The following is a 19899-nucleotide window of genomic DNA, read 5'->3' on the forward strand; positions in this document are numbered from 1 at the left end:
GCAAGACCACCGCCATGCGCGCCCTGGCCACCGCCTGGCGCAACGGCGGTGGCACCGTTGTCGGGCTCGCACCGTCGGCCGCAGCGGCCGCCCAGCTGGGCGCCCAGATCGACACCCACGCCGACACGATGGCCCTCCTCACCCACGCCCTGAACCACCGGCGACCGCTCCCCGCGTGGGCCGAACGCATCGGGCCGACGACCCTGGTCATCATCGACGAGGCCGGCATGGCCGACACCCTCTCGTTGGACCAGGTCGTCGAGTTCGTCCTCGACCGCGGCGGATCAGTCCGCCTCATCGGCGACGACCAGCAACTCGCCGCGATCGGCGCCGGTGGCGTCCTCCGCGACATCCAAGCCACCCACGGCGCCGTCCAGCTCAACGAACTCGTCCGCTTCGCAGACCCCGCCGAAGGCGCCGCCAGCCTCGCCCTCCGCGCCGGCGACCCCGCAGCGCTCGGCTTCTACCTCGACAACCACCGCGTCCACGTCGGCGACCTCGGCACCTGCGCCGACCAGGTCTTCGCCCCCTGGCTCACCGCCCGCCAGACCGGCGCGGACGCCCTCATGGTCGCCCCCACCCGGACGCTGGTCGCGGAACTCAACTCCCGCGCCCAAGCCCACCTCCGCGACGGCGTCCTGCCCACCCGCAGCGTCGCCCTGGCCGACGGCAGCACCGCCGCGATAGGTGATGTGATCATCACGCGCCTGAACGACCGCCGGCTACGTACCTCGGGCACTGACTGGGTCCGCAACGGCGACCGGTGGACCATCACCGGCATCGCATCAGACGGGGCCATCAGGGCGATCCACCAGACCAACCGGCAGACCGTAATCCTGCCCGCGGCCTACGTCGCCGAGTCCGTCGAACTCGGTTACGCCTGCACGATCCATGGCGCCCAGGGCGTCACCGCCGACGTCCTGCACGGCATCGCCACCGGCGCCGAAACCCGGCAGCAGCTGTACACGATGCTCACCCGCGGCCGGTACGCCAACCACGTCCACCTCGAAGTCGTGGGCGACGGCGACGTCCACTCCCTCATCCGGCCCGAGGCGATCATCCCGCCGACCGCCACCGACCTCCTCGAACGCATCCTCGCCCGCGACGAGGACAACACCTCCGCCACTACCACCGCCCGTGCTCTCGCCGACCCGGCCAACCGCCTCGCGGACGCCGTCGCTCGCTACAGCGACGCCCTCGGCTACGCAGCCGAACAGACCGCAGGCGCCGACCTTGTCCAGCGCCTCGAACAGGCCGCCGACGAGCTCGTCGCCGGACTCCACGATGCTCCGGCGTGGCCCACGCTCCGCGCGCATCTGCTCTTGATCGCGGCGTCCGGAACCGACCCGGTCCGGGTGCTCACCCAGGCGGTGCAGGCTCGCGAGTTGGGCAGCGCTGCCGACCCGGCCGCGGTCCTCGACTGGCGCCTCGAACCCGCCACCGGACGCGACACCCAGCCCGCGCCCCTGCCCTGGCTCCCCGGCATGCCGACCAGCCTCGCCTACCACCGCGACTGGGGCGACTACCTACAACGCCGCCACGAACTCGTGGCCGACCTCGCCGACCAGGTGCGCAACCAGGCGCTGGCGCCCACCCAGCTCCCTGGGTGGGCGCCCGCGGGCAGCCTGCGTCCCGATGCCGCCACCGTCGCCGACCTCACCGTGTGGCGGGCTGCGCATGGCACACCGGCGACCGACACCCGACCGACCGGCGAGCGGCAGTACGCCGCCACTGAAGCCCGCTGGCAAGCACGCCTCGACCTGCGCATCATCGACCGCCTCGCCCCCGCCGTCGCGGAATGGAGGCCGCTGCTCCACGAGCTCGCGCCCGCCGCCGACCGCGACCCCTACCTCCCCGTCCTGGCGCATCGGCTCGCGCAGATCTCCGGCGTCGGCCTGGACGCCCACCGACTCCTCAACGCGGCCACCAACGAAGGCCAGCTCCCCGACCACCACGCCGCATCAGCCCTCTGGTGGCGGATCTGCCGGCACCTCACCCCCGCCGTCGCCACCCAGCTCGCCGACCAGCACAACACCGTCACCACCAGCTGGCTGGCTGATCTCAAGCAGCACGTCGGCCACGAACGCGCAGCCGCCTTGCAGGCCTCGCCGTGGTGGCCGGCGCTCGTCGTCTCGATCGAGCAGGCACTCGCCCGCGGCTGGCAGCTGACAGACCTGATCTGCACGCCCGAGGGTGCAGTCGACGTCGACGACTGCCAGGCCCTCGTGTGGCGAACCAGCGTCCTCCTCGACCCCCTCCCCGAGATCGACGACCTGCCCCCCGACCCCGCCGATGCCGCCCCGGACGAGCACTGGACGCCGCACGCCGATCTCGATCACGCAGCGGGCGCGACAACGGAGGACAACCAGATCGACGAGGTCGAAGCGAACCTGGCCTTCACGTTCGAAGCCCTCGAACGTCGCGTGATGACGCCGCCAGAGATCTCCGCTGCGGACCTGAACGCCCAACTCGACCGGGCCGACGCCTGGCGCGCCAGCCCCCACACCCCTGAACGCCTCGCGGCCGTCAACGAACTCGCGCTGGAGTTCTACGAGGACCGCTTCCGCGGCTCGTGGGCCCAGCCCTACCTGGCCGGACGCTTCGGCACCGACATCGCCGACGACGCCGACATCCGCCCGGGCTACGCCCCCGCCGGCTGGACCAGCCTCGTCACCCACCTCCGCCACCACGGCGTGGCTGACGACGAGTTGCTCGCCGCCGGGCTCGCGGTCACCGCCTCCACCGGGCGCCTCATCGACCGGTTCCGCGACCGCGCCGTCTTCCCGATCGTCCACGACCAGCAGGTCCTCGGGTTCGTCGGACGCCGCCACCCCGACGCCACCGACCTCGATCACGCCGGACCGAAGTACCTCAACACCGCCGAGACCCTGCTGTTCCACAAGAGGGCGCAGCTGTTCGTCTCCGGAGCGCGCCACCTGGACGCCGGCGGCATCCCCGTCGTCGTCGAAGGACCCGTCGACGCCATCGCCGTCACCCGCGCCAGCCAAGGGCGCTACGTCGGCGTCGCACCGCTCGGCACCAACCTGACCAGCGAACAAGCCACCCAACTCCGCGGCTACGGCGTCGACCCGATCATCGCCACGGACGCCGATGTCGCCGGCCAGGTCGCCGCACAACGCGACTACTGGGTCCTCACCCCGCAGCTCCTCCAGCCGCACCACGCCGCCCTGCCTGACGGTTCCGATCCCGCCGAACTCGTGGCCACCGACAGCGCCACGCAGCTGGTCGATGCCCTCGACCGGGCTCGCCCTCTGGCGGATGTCCTCATCGACGAGCGCCTCGCCAACCTGCCCCCCGTCGAAGCGGCCCTCGCCGCAGCGCCCGTCATCGCCGCCCAACCCGTCGACGCGTGGGAGCCCGCCGTCCAGACCGTGGCGGAGAGGATCAACGTGGACGCCGATGTCATCCGCTCCAGCGTCGCGGCGTTCATCCGGGCCTGGAACAACGACCCAGCCCGCCTCACCGACCAGCAACTCGGACTCACCACACAGGTCCGGGACCGGCTCACCGCAGCCGCGAACGCCCACCGCTGGGAGACGCTGGCCAGCCGAATCGACCCCCGCCTGGTGGCGGACCCCCACTGGCGCACGCTTGCCTCCGCGCTGGACGACGCGCATGCCCGCCGAGTGGATGTGGCCGACGCCATTACCATTGCCCTCGAAGACCGACCCCTCAATGCGGACGCGCCCGCCGCCGACCTGGCCCGACGGTTTGCCCGACTAGCAAACCCAGAACCGTTCTGCGCCGACCCGGCCAGTCCGATTGCGGAACATAGTCACCAGGAACTGCCCGCGAGCCACCACCTGACCCGCGACCGAGGACCGGTCAATCCATGAAGGGGTCTCCTCATGCAGCATCTTGGCGCCCAGGGCTGAGACCAGGACTGCGATCGTGACCACCTCCGCATTCGAGTGCTGCCTCTGAATCGGCGAGGATATGGCCATGGCGGAACAGGATGCGGATGCGCAGGATTCAGACAGCCCGACCGAGTTCGGCAACAGGCTTGCCGAGTCCCTGAACGAGACGTTCTGGCTCCCGGAGATAGAGCGTCGGGGTGGACCTGCTGCCGTCGGGCCGCTGAGCAAGGCGCTTGCGGTCTTCGAGCCCGGGAAACCCCTGGTCACGCTCCTGAACGATGAAGTCCAGTTGGTCGGACGGGCCATGGCCCGCCGACCGATCGAAGCGGGGGAAGCGGTGACTACGGACGACATTGGGGAGTTCACCGAGGTCTTCCCGCTGAACGTGGCGCCCGACGCCGGCTGGGCCTGCATGGCTGTGTTTCCGGACGGGAGTGCGGTTGTGTCGTTTGACTTTCGCCGCAATCGTGGCACGGCTCTCGAACGCCTCGACCGAGCCGGGGAGTTCGTGGTCGCGGCGCGGCGATCACTCCAGGACCAGCATCCGGGGCCAGCCCTCGCATCAGCCCACGCCGCCGCCGAACTGGCCGTCACCGCCATCTCGATCACTATGGAAGCAGAACGGCCAAAGGCCGGGAGAGGCAGGAACAGCCACGCGAAGAAGCAGGGTTGGCTTGCTGACTGGACGAGGTTGGGAAACGCACCCTCTGAGTTCAGTCACATCCTTGGACGTCTCGGACAACTTCGCTCGAGCGCCCTATACGCAGAGGGCGCGGTCGACGCCGATCCCCAGGAGTGCGAGGCCCTCATCGCTGGCGTGGAGTTGATGATCGATCATGCCCGAGTGGCGGTCGGCGACATTCGCACTGCTCCTCCGCTCCTCGGCGGGACGAGCCAGTGGGACGGCAACTAGCCATTGCTCTGTACACGCAGTGTCACGACTCGTCCGACCGCGCGGCCCAACGTGTGCTCGCGGTCCGCCAGCCCTGGGGGGCGGCATGCAGGAGCGTGTCTCAGATTCATCTCGTTCGGTTTATGAGACACTGGGGTAGTGAGGGTCTTCGGATACGTCGGGGTCAGCCCCAGTTGCCTCGACGTCCAGGTCCAGCTCGACGCATTGGCCTCCGCTGGCGTGGCGACCACCGAAATCGTGTCGGAAGTCACGTGTGCAACCCTGCGTGAGACATCCAGGAGTCCCGACCTGAGACGCCTGTTCGAGCGGGTTGAGGCGGGCGACACCGTCGTGGTGTGGCGGATTGACTGCCTCGGCCGATCCATGAACAAAGTCCTAGGCGCCGTCAGCGCGCTCGATGCGCGTGCCGTCAAGCTTCGCTCGCTGCAGGACGGCATCGACCCAGACACAGCCGACGGCCAGCTCATGCTGAATCTCCTTGTCAGGCTGGCACACTACGACCGGCAACTCATCGGAGAACGGATCGCAGCTGGCATGGACTCCGCTCGGCAGGCAGGCGCCAAGATTGGCCGCCCACCCGTCGACCCGCAGGTGACCGCCGACAAGCTTCGCACCGTCCAGGAGTCCCGAGCCCGTGGCCTCACCGCCGCCGAAGCCGCGCAGCTGGTCGGCTGGAGCCGGGCCACCTTCTACAGGCATTTGCACGCCCACGAGTCCCAGCCATGACCAGCAGCGACCTGATCCTCACAAGCGCGCTCACGGTGCTCGGAGCGGTCATCGGCCTGATTGTCAGGTCGCGGCTCGCCACCCTTGCCTACCGGCGTGACGACGAAGTCACCCAGCCCTCCCCTGGCCCTCGCTGGTGGGTCCCCGCCGCGGTGGCGGCGGCGTCCGGTCTCCTCGCCTGGCGATTCGGGATCGACCGGTGGCCACTGCTTCTCCCGACTCTGCCTCTCGCCTGGTTCGGCCCCTGGCTCTCAGCGATCGACCTCGACGTCCGCCGACTGCCCAATCGCCTGCTCGCCGCCCACGCCGGCTTCGTCGCTGCCGGGGTGGGCGCCGCCGCCTTCATCACCAACGATCCAATGATCGCGATCCAAGCCGCACTGGGCGGTGGAGTGGCGTTCGCCGTCTTCTGGATCCTCGATCGACTTCGCCCCGGTGGCTTCGGCTGGGGCGACGGCAAGTACGTCCCCATCATCGGTGCCGCCACCGCGGCTGTCAGCCTCACCGTCGAGTGGTGGGCCTTTCTCATCGCGTGTGGCGCGGCCATCATCGCCACGCCACTCCGCCGCCGGCGGGCCAACTTCCCGTTCGGGCCCTGGTTAGCTGCGGGCGCGCTGGTCGCCCTCGCCCTCCTGGGATAGGCCGCGATCCGCCGTCAGTAATGCTCTGCGATGTACTCGTAGGCCCTGTCGAACAGGCCGGGAACGGTGTGGAGGCCCTTGTCCTTCAGCACGAGCCGGACTTCTTTGCGGACAGCCATGTCGCCCTTCTGGGTAGAGGCCCAGCCGGCGTTGCCCGCCGTGACCTCCTTGACGATCGAGTCCACCTCCTCGACAACGCGCTCAATCATGACCGGCATGTCCGGAGTCGAGTACTCCAGGAAGATCTGAGTCAGGGCGAACACGTTCGGGTCGGGCAGCAGGTTCAGCCCATCAACTCCAGCCTCGTCCTCGGCTTTCTCTGCGGCCGTGACGTCCTTGGCGAGAGTGAACGCCTCGCGCAGCCACTCGATCGACTGCTGAGCCTCGGCGATGGTCCGCTGACGCAGGTTCTCCAGACGCTCCGCGAGCGACTGGTAGACCGGGTGGTTCCCGTTGGGGCCCTCCAGCCGTTTCTTGAGCCGCGCGTACAGCGTGTCGAGGACCTCGTTGGCGGTCTTGTGTTCAACCTCTTCCAGGCCCGGCAGGAGTCCTTCCTCTTCCAGCCTGCGTATCGTGTCGGCGTCCGCCACGACGACCGCGTTGGATTGTGTGACCTTCACGTCGGTCATGTGTTCGAAGACGATGTCGAGGGTCTTTGCACCCAGCCGCGTCCACACCAGGTCGACGCGCGGCCCCACTGGTGCGATCGACGCGTAGATCTTGGCGAGGAACCGGTACGCCTCCGTGTGGGCCCGGAGCCGGAGGTGTGGCCAGCAAGCCTCCCAGATGCCCTCCAGCAGCAGGAAGCTCGTGACGAAGGCTTCTTGGTCCTTCTCTTTCGCGATCCGCTGCTGGCACTCCAGCAGCGTGGTCGACGCGATCACGGTGTGGTCAATGCCCGCGAACCACCGCATCGTCGCGTCCAGTTCGGCTTCGAACTGGTCGATGAGGGCGTCCACCTCGACGCTGCGCGGGTCTTGGTCGCCGTTGGCGGGCGCCATGGCCCGGGCGAAGCCCGACCCCAACCCGACATAGTCGACGACCAGCCCGTACCGCTTCTCCTGGCCGGTCTCGGGGTTGCGCCACGTTCGGTTGGTACGTGTGATGGTCTGGAACAGCGTGTGGTCCTTCATGGGCTTGTCGAGGTACATCGCCGCCTCGATCGGAGCGTTGAAGCCAGTGCCCAGCCGTGACGTGACCACCAGGAACTTCAGCGGATCACCGTGGGTGCGGAATCGCCGCAACAACTCGGCTTCCTCCGCCTCGCTGCGTCGGTGCTGCCCCCACTCCTCGTCCTCGCCCTTCCCGTTCGTGACGTGCATCACGACTGCAGCCTCGTCCAAGGGATGACCCTGCGCGTGCCGCTGCTCCAGCAGGTGTGTGAGCTGCTTGTGATAGGCCACGCACGCTGCCCGGTCGAACACGACGACCTGCGCCTTCATCCCGAGCGGGTCGATCGTGGAGTAGAAGTGGTCGACGATGTCAGCGCAGACAGCCTCCGTGCGCGCCGGGTTCGCGAACACGACATCAACGCGCGAACCCCGGCGGACCAACACCTCGGCCGACTCCTCGTCGAGATCCTCGGCGTCGGTCAACTGCTTGAACGCCTCGTCAACCGCGTCCTTATCCAGCTGGAAGGTCACCAGCCGCGGGTCCACGTGGATCGGCACTGTCATGCCGTCCGCGATCGACTGGTCGGAGGTATAGGCGTGCAGCGTCTTCTTCTCGTCGTCGGGGTCGCCGAAGGTCGCGAACGTGTTGCGTTCCAGCTTGGCGATCGGGGTCCCCGTGAACGCGAAGAACAGCGCGTTCGGCAGAGCCGCCCGCATCGTCAACCCCAGGTTGCCTTCCTGGGTGCGATGCGCCTCATCGACAAGCACGACGATGTTGCCGCGAGTGTTCAGGTCTGATGCCGCCCCCGCGAACTTGTGGACGGTCGTGAAGATTAGGCCCCGCCGGTCCGCCGCACCAAGGGTGTCCTGCAACGCCTTCGCCGTTGCCGGAGCGAGCAGCCGTGGCATGTGGGTGGTCCGGAACTGGCCCCACGCGTTGCGCACCAGATCGACCCGGTCGGCGACGAGCACAACTGTCGGATTCGCCAACACCGGATCCTGCAACAGCTGCCCGGCCGCGAACACCATCGCCAGCGTCTTCCCCGACCCCTGCGTGTGATAGATCAGGCCGCGTCGCGATTGTCCCTCGTGCGCACGACCCACCATCAGCTCGACTGCTTCGAACTGCATGTACCGGGCGATCAGCTTGATCAGGGACGCCGACCCCGAGTTGTCCTCCGGGGTCTCGAACAAGGTGAACGAGTTCAGGAACTTCAGCACCGTCGCGGGCGCCAACAGCCACCTGGCTGCGGCCAGCACGTCGGTCAGCAGTGGGTGGTCCTTCGTCGGACCCGCCGTCATCCAGTGCTCCACCCGGGCACCCGTGGCCCCGTACATGAGCTCTCGGCCCTCGGTGGCGAAGCTGAACACGTTGGTGGTGAAGAACGGCGCGAACTTAGTCTCGTAGTGGTCGGCGACCTCGTTCGCGGCGGTGATCCAGCTCACTTTCTGCTTGAACGCCGTCTTCGTCTCCCCGACCACCAACGGCAGCCCGTTGACGAACAGGACGATGTCGAACCGCGCCTTGTTCCCCGGCGACCCAAACGACACCTCATCCGCCACCGCGAACCGGTTGCTCGCGGGGTTCTCGAAGTCGATCAGCCGGACTGGACGAAAGGCGTCCGCGCCAACGAACTTGTGCGTCTGCAGCCCCCGCAGCCAGGACATCGCCTCACGGTTGGTCTCAACCAGACCCTCGTCATCCACCTGGAACGTCAAGTTCCTCAGCAGCTTCACGACCTCGGACGCCCGTGCAGGCACCTCCGCCACGTCAGGGTTGAGACGCACCAGCGCATCGACCACCTCGGACTCGATGAAGACCTGCTCCAACTGGCGGTCCAGGCTCTTGCCAGGGAAGTACGACCAACCCAGCCGCACCAGCTCGTCCACAAGCGGCTGCTGAACAGAGTTGTGTTCGGTCATGCCGGCCACGTCAGGCCTCCGTGTCGTCGTCCAGCACCCAGACCTGCTTGAGCGGCAGGGCCGCCTTGGTCGAGTCGGGCAACCGTGGGTACGTGGCGAACAATTGGTCGAGGAGGGCTTCGGCGTCCCAGACCTGGATGATCGTGCGCAGCGACTCGAACTCCTTCTTCGCGGGGGCGGTGATGCCACCCATCGCCACCAGAAGCCCCTGCGGCGCGTTGTTCTTGCTCATCGCGCTGTGCAGGCCGCGCATGACCGGGGCACCTACCGCCGTGGGCTCCGACTTGACCTCCACGATGATCGGAGTGTCCAGACCCAGCGGACCTCGACCCGCGCGAATGTCGATGCCCTGATCGGGGCCGGCCGGCGACACCTCGCACACGAACCCCAGCGCCGTCAGCACGTCGGCCACCAGATGGGTCAGCTTGTGCTGACCGAAGTCCTCCACGATCCGCGCTCTCACACGGTCCCGGATCGCATCCAGCGTCGGGACCTGCGGCGGGTCAGCCACCGCCACGTCAGCCGACGACGGCGACGTGCTCGGAACAGGCATTGGGACGCCGACGCCGGGGTCTGCGCCTCCCGCCGCGACCGCCTCCAGCCGAGCCGCCGCGTGGTTGCGGGAGGGGCTGAACACCGTCATCGCGCCGTTTACCATCGCCAACAGATCGTCCTTCAATACTGCGCGCGACACCGGTTCGGGCTGCCAGTCGACAGCCAAGAAGTGGCGTCGGTCACTGGGGGCTGCTGAGTCGTACGCGTAGGCGCCGGTGCAGCGCCCGAACGCCAAGTACCCCGGCTTGGTCTTAAGCGGCATGACGACAAGATCGCCGGGCTGAACACCCTGACGGAACGCCCACAACTGGCCGGTGTACACCGCCAGCCGCTGGGGATTGTCGCCCGGATAGGCCTGATCCACGAGGGGCCGCACCGCTTCCCGCGACGAGCATGCCGACAGGTCGTCGATTTCCGCCCACCCGATCGTCGCGCGGCCCCGCTCTAAGTTGAAGTCCTCCGACTGTCCACGATTACCCGCCCGCACCACCCACACGTTCGTCATGACGCCACCCCCATCAACTCGTCGTAGGACTCCGGGATTTCATGCTTCCCCGTGAGCAGTGCCGCCAATATGGCGGAGCGGACATGAGCCAGCGTGGCCACGTGCTCCTGTGCCATGCGTACGATGTCGCCCGCCGCATCGAGGGGGGCCATAGCGGCTTGCTGGTCGTCGAACGGAAGAAGCCGGACCTGCATCTGTTCTGCTCGTCGCGCCCCTATGTGTTTGATGTTCGAGCCGCCCGCGACCTCACGGAAGTGGCCCGACTCATATGCCCAGGCGCACCAGTGATCGACAAAGCTGGGACTGGAGACGTGGGGTCGAGCTCGATATCGCAGGAGGGTGTTCTGAAAGCAGACCGGGCCCTCCAGCTCCCCAATCCACCGACAGGGTGCACCGACCGCCGCTTCACTCGCGCTACCTTCTGAAACCAGAACGTCGCCAGGGACCAGCGAGTACTTCGCTTGCTCCTGTGGGGAGAAGGACATCTCGTAGACATCCGAGAGGTTGAGGCGGCCGAATGTTACGTTGGCGGACCGGAGGTAGCGAGTCTGCCTTGCACCCCCAGCACGCGTGGGGTTGCGCTGAACGCCGATTAGGATATCGAAGGCGTCCCGGCCGGTTGTGAGTACGCCGGCGGCAAACGTTAGGGCTCGGAGACTACGGAGCTGGTCGACGGCCGCCTGCAGCCGCAGTTCCGCCGCCGCAACGGTGTCATCGAGTGCGCCGATCAGGTCGACGATGCGTTGCTGCTCCGGAAGCGGCGGGAAGTACGCTGACATTGCCAGGAAGTCGATGGGGTTGAGACGCTCCCGCCGCCCGCCAAGACCTCTCGAGTTGGCGGCCATTGCCTTCCAGAGTTCGGAGCGTTGGGTCATGAGGCGTAAGAACGCCGGTAGGACACGAGCCGTGGCAGTGAACGTCGGAAACTCGCTGGAAGCATAGGACTCGGCCAGATCCCCCGGGGCAACCGTGATTGCTCCCTCGAAGGCCTTCAACTTACTGAAGATCAACTGGTTTGGCCGGATGAGGTTCAGCTCTCGATAGCTCGTTGAAGCTCTTGACACCGGATCGCGGTAGAGCAAGCCCCGTCCGTACGCCAAGACGCCGACGATCGGGTAGGCCTTTCCGTCGAGAACAGATGTCTTTCGGACGTCCAGCGTCACCACATCGTGGAACTGCAGCTTGTCCCACCCCTCACGCATCGAAGCCCGCCGCCTTCAGCTTGGCGTCTAGAACCCGCTCAGCCGCACGCAGCTCTTCGCGGGCATCTCGGTACGCGGCCAGGGCCGCTTCGACGTCGACCTCGGCTGTCGCGGCTGACTGAATGTATCGGCCGATGTTGAGGTCGAAGTTGTTGCCGGCGATCTCGTCCAGCGTGACGAAGCGGAGGTTCACCCCGCCATCGCCGTCGATGTCCTCACCGCGGACGTACGCAGCGTGGACGGCCTCCACATCAGCGTCCGACAGCGAGTTCTGGTTCTTGCCAGGCAAGAAGCGCTTCGAAGCGTCAACGAACAGCACTCGACGCTTGCGCCCCTCGGCCTTGGTCCTACGCCAGATCAGCAGGCACACGGGGATCGAGGTGGAGTAGAACAGGTTGTTCGGCAGGCCGATGACCGCTTCCAGCAGGTCTTTCTCGAGCAGGCACCGGCGGATCTCGCCCTCCTTGCCGCCACGGAATAGCACCCCGTGGGGCATGACGACGCCGACGCGTCCGGTGTCGTCCTTCATCGAAGCGATCATGTGCTGGATCCACGCGTAATCGCCGTTCTTCGCCGGCGGCACCTCGCATAGCACGCGTCCCCACGGGTCATTCGCCCACGCGCTCGCACCCCAGTTTTGCAGGCTGAACGGGGGATTGGCGATCACCACGTCGAACCTACGCAAGCGCCCGCGTTCGGTGAACTTCGGATCCCTGAACGTGTCGCCGCGGCGGATCTCGAAGTCCTCCAGCCCGTGCAGGTACAGGTTCATCTTGGCGATCGCCGAGGTGGTCAAGTTGATCTCCTGACCGTGGAGCCGCAGAGAGTCCGGGTTACCGCCCGACTCACGTACCGCGTTGACCGTCTCGACGAGCATGCCACCGGATCCGCACGCCGGGTCGACCACCTCGTCGCCTGGCTTCGGATCGAGGATCTTCACCAGCAAGTGCACAACATGTCGCGGGGTGAAGAACTCGCCGGCCTTCTTGCCGGACGCCTCCGCGAACTCCCGCAAGAGGTACTCATACGCGTTGCCCAGCAGGTCGCCGGACACGTGATCGGGGTCAAGTCGCACCGGATGGAAGGTGTCGAGCAGCGCGGTCAGCGCCGACTCCGGCAGCCGGTCGGTGTTGGTCCACTGGACGTCGCCGAACACGCCGGCCAAGTCGCGATTAGCCTCCTGGATGCGGTCCAGGGCGTCGCCGAGCTTCGCGCCAACGTTGACCGCCGTGCCGTGGACATCGGACCAGTGGCAGCCGTTCGGAACCACGAACGGCTGGTAGTCGGCATACTCGATCTCCGGGGTCAGGTCGTCGCCCCAATCAGAAACCGCCCGGGCGTGTCGGTAGTCCCAGTTGTCGCTCACCCACTTGAAGAACATGACGGGGAAGACGTATGCCTTGAAGTCCCCTGCGTCCACCGGGCCGCGCAAGGCATTCGCTGCAGCCCACAGCGTCCGCTCTAGCTCGGGTTGGGTCAGGAGTTGGGCATTGCCATTGATGGTCACGCTGAGGATGCTCTCTTCGTCGGGGGCTGTCCCCCTACTGTGCCAGCATCGGAGCTGACCCGGACTGATCCGGGCCGGCGGTGGTCGCGGTTCGCCCATCGATCTGTGCTCTGACCCGACGCGAGGTCGACTGTGTCCTCGCGGAGGCACGAGAACGTCGCAACGTCTGGCGAAGCTAGAAGATCTCGCCGGTGGAGGGGTCGATCAGGTCACCGCCGTCCAGAAGGGTGAGTTGGTGCCGGGTGGACCGAACGTCCTCGTCGTGGGCGAGTGCGAACAGGTCAACCTCGAACGCTCGGAGTCGCTGGGCAGATGCCTCTTCGCTCGTGTGGCGGGTGTAGCGGCTGCGGCCGGGCCAGGGCTGGTGCTCGTCGTCGCAGGACTGCTTCAGCCGCTGCCGCATCCGGTCGATGAACCCGGGCAGGACGTAGCGGTGCCAGTTCTCTAGGACGTCCGACGTCGGCGCGTGGCCGGCTCGCCGGCGTTGGTCGGCCACCACGGCCAGCTCGTGGACCAGGTGCGGATGCAGCGGCCAGCAGTGAGGGATGCACCCGCCTCCCGAGCCTTCCCACACGTACTCCGTGTTGATCCACTCCGCGACCTGGTCGAGCCACAGCCAGACCTCCCAGCGCAGGCCGCGGTCAAGGCAGGTGGTCGGGTCCCACGGGCGCGGCAGGTTGGCGGGGTTGCCCAGCTTCTTCTTGCGCTCCTCGCTGCCGTTCTGGGCCTCCCATAGATCGTGGTACGCCTTCTGGACCCGGCTACCCGGCGCCGGGAAGCCCACCACGAGCGGGCCAGCCTGGGTTGCCTGTTCACCAGCCATGACGTTGCGCCTCCACGAGGGCGGCGGCGGTCCGGGCCTCCACGTCACGGCCCCCCTCACGTCCCGCAGCAAGCTCCTCCCGAAGCGCTCGCTGTTGGGCCAGCAGCCGTCGGCCATCGCGTCCCTCGATGCACCGATGCAGCCGGGCGATGATCGGTCGGGCGTTTTCGGCGATCACCAGCGCCTGCTTGTCAGGCAACTGCCGTAGCTCTTCGGGACGCAAGATGGGGATCTCCTCGGAGTGGATCGTGCGCCCGCGTCCGCCGCCCATCTGCCACGACGAACGCGGCACCCGGACGCGTCCGACCAGGTCGGAGACCTCCTGGTTGAACGACACGTCCTTCGAGCCGCCGAACCACACCAGCACGTTGGTGAGCGCCACCAGGGCGCGGGCCTCCTGCTCGCCGAAGATCGCCGCCAACTGCCGGAACGTCTGCGCCGCGTAGATGAACGACAACCCGAGCGCCCGCTCGTTCGCCATCCGCGTCCGGAGCGTGGGCAGCGGAGCCGTGGACGGCAACTCGTCCAGGCAGGCCAGCATGGGCGGGCACAGGCGTCCGAACTGGCTGCCGTTTGCCTGCTGGATTGCGGTATCGAGGACGTGCTCGGCGACGGCCGTCATCAACGGGGACGCCGACGCGTACGGATCCTCACGACCTAGCAAGTAAACGGTCCCACCCTCCCGGATGATGTCGGCGACGTTGGTGGCCGGGCGCCGATCGGATGGCACACAGCGGCGCCGAATGTCGTCCTGGAAGAAGAGGGACATGGCTTGCTGGACCGTGGTGATCGTGTTGGCGCTCGTGCGTTCGTCTCCGCGAAGCGCGCCTTGCAGGAGACCCGCCCACAAGGGATCGGCATGGGGGTGTCGGCGCAGGATCTCCTCCGGCTGGGAAGTCGACAACGGCTTAGCGACCCACGCCAGCAGGTCATCCAGGGTCTTCCCGGTGAGCGCTGCAGCGTGGAAGAACGCCATCAGCACCTTCGCGGCCTCGGCGGCGTAGAACCGAGCGGCGGCGTCCCCCGACCCGTGGCTCGTCCCGTGGATGGTCCCCGCCGTGAACGCCTTCGCACGTCGCTCGGACACCATGCGGTCGACACACCCGGCGATCGGGTCCCACACGAGCTCCGGCAGGCCAGGGACGAGGCCGAACGGGTCGAGCACGACGCACGGGCGTCCGTGCTTGGAGCGTTCGGGCAGGGACAGGAGCAGGTCGTCGGGTTTGGTGAGCGTGACCAAGGCTGCTCCGGGGGCGCTGATCAGCGCGGGGGTGAGCAGGTCCATCGTCTTGCCGGACCCCTGCGGGCCGATGACGCCGGCTGTCCGGTCCCACGGGCACCACAGCGCCCCCGACCTCGGCTGGTGGCCCACGCCGATCCACCACCCCACCTGTGCTGGGTCGAACCGACTCGTTCGGCCGCCGCGGCCCCCATCGATGGCTGGGGTAGCGGTCATCGTGTCACCCCTCTCCGTGCCGGAAAGAGGTCGGGTCGCACCACATGGCGCACCTTCCACAGCCGGTCCTCCCCGAGCAGTGCGTGCGCTTCGGCAACCGTCGCCATGCCGCGCATCCGTGCCGGCCCCCACCGATGCCAGGCCCACACACCCGCCACGGTGAGCAACGTGGTCGTGAGGAGGCCCGTCACGCCGAGCCATGCCCACAGGACCCCTGGGCTGGCCACGGGGTGGACGCCGGACAGCCCGGCAGCGGCGTCACCGGCCAGCAAGCCGGGGAAACTCGTGACGAGATGGCCCGCTGCGGGCCATCGCCACCCAGCCCCGGCGAACCAGTTCGCGAAGGATCGGCCGACCTGACAGACGGCGACCCCCAAGGCCACGATCGCGCAGACGACGGCCAAGGGGATCTCCCACGTCCATGGGTACTGGTCCTGCACACGCTCCCGCTGCATCACGGCTCCTTCGTTGTCCACCCTCGTAACGGTTCCAAGGGCGCACTCGGGGACACGGCTCCGCTATTTGCACCGTCTTGCTGACGGCTCGCGGGCGGCGCTTGAGCGTCGAGGCGGCCTCTCGGATCGCATCGGCAGGCGTAGGGGACCCAAGACAACCGGGTCCTCCTCAGATCAGACGCGAAGGGATGCCACGACTTCGGGCCGATGACCCAGGTTGCTGAGGACTGAGTGGGGAGACTCATTCTTGAACAGCCAGACGGCCGATTCGTTGGAGTTGGGTCGAGTTGACTCGAGGCCCACTACTATCGCAACATGCCAGACCAGGTCCTCACGAGCGGGGAAAAGCAAGTCAGAATTGCCTATGCTCGCGCCGTGTTTCGAGGACGACGCAGCCTCTTCACCCAAGACAACCAGGAACTGCTCGAAGCATCGATCCGAACCGGAACCGAAACCACGCGCTACGGCAAGCAGTGGCGCCTTGGCCCCGTCTCCACCACTCAGGGTCACGTGCGTGGTCGTCTTGGATTCGAACGAGAGAGACCCAACACAACCGAGGTCTGGGATGCGGACAAGCAAGACTTCGTGGCGGCTCTGTACCCGACCGGCGCTTCAACCCCCTTTAGCGTGAGGGTCGCGGATATGACGATTGCCTACCAGCTTCAAGGCAGCGATATTGACGAGGGATCATTTAGATTCGCTCTGGCAAAGCTGATGACACTCGCGTCCGGAGAGATATGGGCCGTCGAGCCGATCGGCGGGGAGGCGACCTTCGACGGCTGGCGGGCCCGCACCCCTAAGGTCGTAGAAGTCGACGTGACAGTCCAGCCGCCGAACCCCAACTACAGCGGCAGGCCAGACGTACAGTCGTTTCTGGAGGGCCCAAACGCCACACTGGCTAACGCACGGTGGGTGGCCGAGCAGGGCCTCGACGTCGAAGACGCTCTCATCCAACAGTTCATCGAACACGCAGACAGGCGCGGATACGGGCACGTGAGCGCGACAGGCGAACGAGACGGTCGAACGGTCAAGTACGTGCGCGGGGTGGAGCCGCGCATCGATACTGTCGCCCCCGAGGCGCAGACTGGCGACGTGGGCTTGGACATTCTCGACCAGATGCTGGAGCAGGGGGACCTCGATGGGTCATCAACCTGATACCCGCCGTGGCCCGGACTGGCTGGCGGCAGATCTCGGACTCGGCCTACTCGCTGGCGTCAGCTTGCTCGTTGTCGACAGGTTTCGCCCAACCGGGCTGGACGACTGGGACGCGGCGCATCCATATCTGCTCGCCCTGTTGGGCACCGGTGTTGCGATCCTGGGGGCTGTCCTGGCCGTCATGGCCATAATGACCGCGTTTCTCTCCGCCCAATATCTAGCTCTACTTGAACGCGCCTCTACGGGCATCGTCGGTGCACTCAGGCCCTACCGATACGTGGCGGCCCAGGCAACGACGCTCTCGACATTCTCCCTCTTGGCGACAGCGCTGTTCAAGACCCTCCCTCAATCGGTCGCCGTCACCGTTGTTGCCCTGATCACCGGACTTGCAGTCTGGTCACTTGTGGGGGCTTGCCAACTCGTGCAGATCACGATGAACCACATCGCCGATCAGCGAGCATGGACTGGAGCACTGGAAGCCGCCAAGAAGCAGGTCGCCGATGAGGTGCGACTTCTCGATAGTGAAAACCGCGACCGAAAGGAGTCGAACGGCCGAGACGACGATTGAGGCGGTTCCCCGAGTCCCACACCAGCCACCGACTCCATCTCATGCCGTACTTCCCGACATGCTCGCCGGGGTCGGTATGGCGGGCTACCGAGTTCGGGAACACTCACTCAAATCTGATCGTGGGGTTGTAGTGCCAAATATCAAGATTCCGCCAGCGACGTGAACCTGACTACGCGCCAGGCGAGGCGGCTGTAGTACCCGGTGGTCAGGCTGTCGATCGAGACGCCGCTGCTGTCGGAGTTCACCATGCGGCCGTCGCCCATGTACATGCCGGCGTGGAACACGCGGCCTCCGGGGCTGTAGGAGAAGCCGATCACGTCGCCCGGCTTCATCTGGGTGAAATCCCGCGGGATGACCTGCCCGCCGGAGTTGTGGGTGATGTCGTGGGCCAGGTGTGGGAGACGGACGCCGATCTGGGCGTAGGCGTACAGGACGAGGCCGGAGCAGTCGAACCCTGTGACGACGCGCCCGTCTTGGCCTCCGGGCGAGCAGCAGATGCCAGTTGAAGGTCCGCTGGGGGTGCCGCCGCCCCAGCTGTAACGGGCACCGATCCAGCGCAGGGCCGCGTTGACGGCGTCCGTCGCCGGGCCGGTGCCGGTCAAGGGCGTGCCCGTGGTGTCCGTGTCGTCGGTGACGCACGGGTTCTCTGCGACGTCCCCTCCGCTGTAGGCGGCGGCGTAGTAGAGGACGTCGTTGACGTACCAGAGCGCGTGGTTGTAGGCGAACAGCGCCTTCCGGACGCCGTCCGGCCCCGTCAGCGCACCCGACGCGACCAAGTAGTTGGCGGCGGAGTGGACGCTGTCGGCGTCGTCGGTGATGACCGCGCGTCCGTCGCCGTTGCCGTCGACCCCGAAGAAGGCGAAGGTGGCCGGCATAAACTGCATGAGTCCGCGAGCGCCGGCGCTGGATGTCGCGGTGTTGCGGCCGTGGTTGGTCTCCTCCATCCCGACACCCGCGAGCAGCGTCCACGGCACCCCGTACCGGGTCGCCGCCGCCTCGTAGAGCGCCAGCACGTCGCCGGGGATCTCGGTCGGCGGGTTGTGGAGGCTCGCCTGACGGGGGCTCCCAGGCTGCGGCAGACCCGCCGAGGACGCCGGCGGGGAGCAGCTGCCGGCCGCGACAGCCGGGTTGGCGACCGTGGTGACGAACAACACCAACGCGAGCGGGACGGTGAGCAGAGCCCCAAGCGAGAGTGCGAGCGTCCAGGCAATCGTCTTCATCGGGAGCTCGTTTCGGTCGTTCTTCCGGCGAACTTCTAGCGAGCGCCGTCGATGGCCTGGTTGGTGTACGTGAACGCGGCGGCGGCGGGGTGCAGGACGGTCTGCACCTTGTAGATCTGCTTGCCGACGCACCACAGGGCGCGGCCCTTGCGCTGAGTGGCCCAGTCGGCCATCAAGTGCTCGGCGATCGGGCCCAGTTCGAGCAGGTCGGCGAGTTCGCGGGCGACGCTGGGGTCCTGCCCGTGGAGGATCTTCAGGTCGGCCAGGTTCAGCAGTTCCTTGGCGATCGCGGTCGCAGCCGAGGTCGACTCGCCCACGGTGAGCATGTCGCCGGGCTTGTGGCCGACGGCGAACTGGATCTCGCCGTCGCGGCGCGAGAAGCGCATGTCGGCGTCCAGGCTCTTGACGGCTTCGAGGCCGAGTCGCATCTGTTTCCACATCTCGTCGCGGATGTTGATCCGCAGGTCGCCGGGGGCCTTGATCTCGCGCATGGCGCGTCCCCACGAGGACAGGCAGGTCAGGGCGATGCCCATGGCCTCGTCGCCGAGGAGTTCGAGGCGGGACAGCGAGAACGACTGGATCGGTGCCGACCAGTCCACGGCGATAGTCGTGGGAGCGTCGAACAGGCCAGCCAGCGCCCCGGTGACCAGCTGGCCGAGGGCGTCGCGCAGCAGGCGGGTCTCGTCGAGGAACTGGCGGGTGGACGCGTACCGGCATTCGGTGACGAGCTCGTCGGTGGGGTTGGCGAGCAGCTGCCACAGGGCGGGGATGGTGGTCACGTGCAGGGTGTGGTGCCCCTCGAGGTAACCGGTCAGCTGAGCCAAGGCGGCCTCGACGACCCGGGCGTCGGTGGGTCCGAACGGGACGCGTTGCTCGCCGACGAACTGGGAGCCGACCAGCCCTCGGATCAGGGTGAACCAGCGGCGGAAGATGATGCTGGCGCGGCGTTGGGCTTCGACCCGGTCGAGGGTGTCCCACCCGTCGCCCAAAGGGCCGAAGTCGAGCGGGTTGATGCGGGCTCTCATGCCCGGTCCGACGGCGAAGGGTTGGACGCCGAACGCGCGGCACAGCGGTTCGTACTCGTCTTTGGGGTCGCCGAGGACGAACACCTTGTATCCGAAGTCCATCATCAGGGTGGCGAAGTTCTTGGTGTTGGTGGATTTACCGCCGCCGGGCTTGCCGAAGGTGATCACGTTGGGGTTGGTGACCGGGACGTTGTCGTCGAGCACCCAGCCGAGCGGGTCGGCGTAGAAGCTGCCG

Annotated in this window: 15 protein-coding genes; 6 read left to right on the plus strand and 9 right to left on the minus strand. The window is 67.2% G+C overall.

The window, feature by feature from the left end:
- The 4 genes from VB059_RS08935 to VB059_RS08950 all read left to right on the plus strand — a co-directional run.
- Window positions 1-3857 (plus strand): AAA family ATPase (locus VB059_RS08935; protein ID WP_323421672.1); only part of this gene is annotated, 3857 nt, incomplete at its 5' end.
- 106 nt (window positions 3858-3963) lie between these two features.
- Window positions 3964-4791 (plus strand): hypothetical protein, encoded by an 828-nt coding sequence (locus VB059_RS08940; protein WP_323421673.1) that lies wholly within the window; start codon window positions 3964-3966, stop codon window positions 4789-4791.
- 138 nt (window positions 4792-4929) lie between these two features.
- The gene (locus VB059_RS08945) at window positions 4930-5517 is read left to right on the plus strand and encodes a recombinase family protein (RefSeq protein WP_323421674.1); all 588 of its coding nucleotides are present in this window, start codon (window positions 4930-4932) and stop codon (window positions 5515-5517) included.
- Window positions 5514-6158, plus strand: coding sequence for an A24 family peptidase (locus VB059_RS08950; protein ID WP_323421675.1), 645 nt, complete (start codon window positions 5514-5516; stop codon window positions 6156-6158). Before VB059_RS08945 ends, VB059_RS08950 begins: the two co-directional genes overlap by 4 nt.
- Window positions 6159-6172: 14 nt before the next feature.
- Here the strand turns inward: VB059_RS08950 and VB059_RS08955 are convergent, their stop codons facing one another.
- The 7 genes from VB059_RS08955 to VB059_RS08985 all read right to left on the minus strand — a co-directional run bounded on the left by VB059_RS08955 (window position 6173) and on the right by VB059_RS08985 (window position 15717).
- Window positions 6173-9193, minus strand: a complete 3021-nt coding sequence (locus VB059_RS08955) for an HsdR family type I site-specific deoxyribonuclease (protein ID WP_323421676.1) — start codon at window positions 9191-9193, stop codon at window positions 6173-6175.
- 10 nt (window positions 9194-9203) lie between these two features.
- The gene (locus VB059_RS08960; RefSeq protein WP_323421677.1) at window positions 9204-10253 is read right to left on the minus strand and encodes a restriction endonuclease; all 1050 of its coding nucleotides are present in this window, start codon (window positions 10251-10253) and stop codon (window positions 9204-9206) included.
- The gene (locus VB059_RS08965) at window positions 10250-11455 is read right to left on the minus strand and encodes a hypothetical protein (RefSeq protein WP_323421678.1); all 1206 of its coding nucleotides are present in this window, start codon (window positions 11453-11455) and stop codon (window positions 10250-10252) included. Before VB059_RS08965 ends, VB059_RS08960 begins: the two co-directional genes overlap by 4 nt.
- The gene (locus VB059_RS08970) at window positions 11448-12962 is read right to left on the minus strand and encodes a class I SAM-dependent DNA methyltransferase (protein WP_323421679.1); all 1515 of its coding nucleotides are present in this window, start codon (window positions 12960-12962) and stop codon (window positions 11448-11450) included. The genes VB059_RS08965 and VB059_RS08970 overlap by 8 nt, the downstream gene beginning before the upstream one ends.
- A 175-nt stretch (window positions 12963-13137) precedes the next feature.
- Window positions 13138-13785 carry a hypothetical protein gene (locus VB059_RS08975; RefSeq protein WP_323421680.1) on the minus strand — a complete coding sequence of 216 codons (648 nt, stop codon included), beginning with the start codon at window positions 13783-13785 and terminating at the stop codon, window positions 13138-13140.
- Complete coding sequence (locus VB059_RS08980) at window positions 13775-15241, minus strand: type IV secretory system conjugative DNA transfer family protein (protein WP_323421681.1); 1467 nt, start codon at window positions 15239-15241, stop codon at window positions 13775-13777. The genes VB059_RS08975 and VB059_RS08980 overlap by 11 nt, the downstream gene beginning before the upstream one ends.
- The gene (locus VB059_RS08985; protein ID WP_323421682.1) at window positions 15238-15717 is read right to left on the minus strand and encodes a hypothetical protein; all 480 of its coding nucleotides are present in this window, start codon (window positions 15715-15717) and stop codon (window positions 15238-15240) included. Before VB059_RS08985 ends, VB059_RS08980 begins: the two co-directional genes overlap by 4 nt.
- A 294-nt stretch (window positions 15718-16011) precedes the next feature.
- Between VB059_RS08985 and VB059_RS08990 the strand changes: the two genes are divergently transcribed.
- Together VB059_RS08990 and VB059_RS08995 are read left to right on the plus strand one after the other, a co-directional pair.
- Window positions 16012-16851 (plus strand): hypothetical protein, encoded by an 840-nt coding sequence (locus tag VB059_RS08990; RefSeq protein ID WP_323421683.1) that lies wholly within the window; start codon window positions 16012-16014, stop codon window positions 16849-16851.
- Window positions 16835-17419 (plus strand): hypothetical protein, encoded by a 585-nt coding sequence (locus VB059_RS08995; protein WP_323421684.1) that lies wholly within the window; start codon window positions 16835-16837, stop codon window positions 17417-17419. The genes VB059_RS08990 and VB059_RS08995 overlap by 17 nt, the downstream gene beginning before the upstream one ends.
- Window positions 17420-17559: 140 nt before the next feature.
- On the opposite strand, the gene VB059_RS09000 is transcribed toward VB059_RS08995, so the two are convergent.
- Both VB059_RS09000 and VB059_RS09005 read right to left on the minus strand, forming a co-directional pair.
- On the minus strand, window positions 17560-18639 hold the full coding sequence (locus VB059_RS09000) for a bifunctional lytic transglycosylase/C40 family peptidase (RefSeq protein ID WP_323421685.1): 1080 nt from the start codon (window positions 18637-18639) through the stop codon (window positions 17560-17562).
- A gap of 35 nt (window positions 18640-18674) precedes the next feature.
- A partial coding sequence (locus VB059_RS09005; RefSeq protein WP_323421686.1) for an ATP-binding protein occupies window positions 18675-19899 on the minus strand: 1225 nt, incomplete at its 5' end.

Source organism: Raineyella sp. (genome assembly GCF_034933565.1).
In the GTDB taxonomy this organism is placed as follows: Bacteria; Actinomycetota; Actinomycetes; order Propionibacteriales; family Propionibacteriaceae; genus Raineyella.

Excerpts from the sequence above, each read along its gene's own strand:
- VB059_RS08940 (WP_323421673.1), top strand. The coding sequence starts at position 3,964 with ATGGCGGAACAGGATGCGGATGCGCAGGATTCAGACAGCCCGACCGAG.
- VB059_RS08950 (WP_323421675.1), top strand. The coding sequence starts at position 5,514 with ATGACCAGCAGCGACCTGATCCTCACAAGCGCGCTCACGGTGCTCGGA.
- VB059_RS08955 (WP_323421676.1), bottom strand. The coding sequence starts at position 9,193 with ATGACCGAACACAACTCTGTTCAGCAGCCGCTTGTGGACGAGCTGGTG.
- VB059_RS08960 (WP_323421677.1), bottom strand. The coding sequence starts at position 10,253 with ATGACGAACGTGTGGGTGGTGCGGGCGGGTAATCGTGGACAGTCGGAG.
- VB059_RS08965 (WP_323421678.1), bottom strand. The coding sequence starts at position 11,455 with ATGCGTGAGGGGTGGGACAAGCTGCAGTTCCACGATGTGGTGACGCTG.
- VB059_RS08975 (WP_323421680.1), bottom strand. The coding sequence starts at position 13,785 with ATGGCTGGTGAACAGGCAACCCAGGCTGGCCCGCTCGTGGTGGGCTTC.
- VB059_RS08980 (WP_323421681.1), bottom strand. The coding sequence starts at position 15,241 with ATGACCGCTACCCCAGCCATCGATGGGGGCCGCGGCGGCCGAACGAGT.
- VB059_RS08990 (WP_323421683.1), top strand. The coding sequence starts at position 16,012 with ATGCCAGACCAGGTCCTCACGAGCGGGGAAAAGCAAGTCAGAATTGCC.
- VB059_RS08995 (WP_323421684.1), top strand. The coding sequence starts at position 16,835 with ATGGGTCATCAACCTGATACCCGCCGTGGCCCGGACTGGCTGGCGGCA.
- VB059_RS09000 (WP_323421685.1), bottom strand. The coding sequence starts at position 18,639 with ATGAAGACGATTGCCTGGACGCTCGCACTCTCGCTTGGGGCTCTGCTC.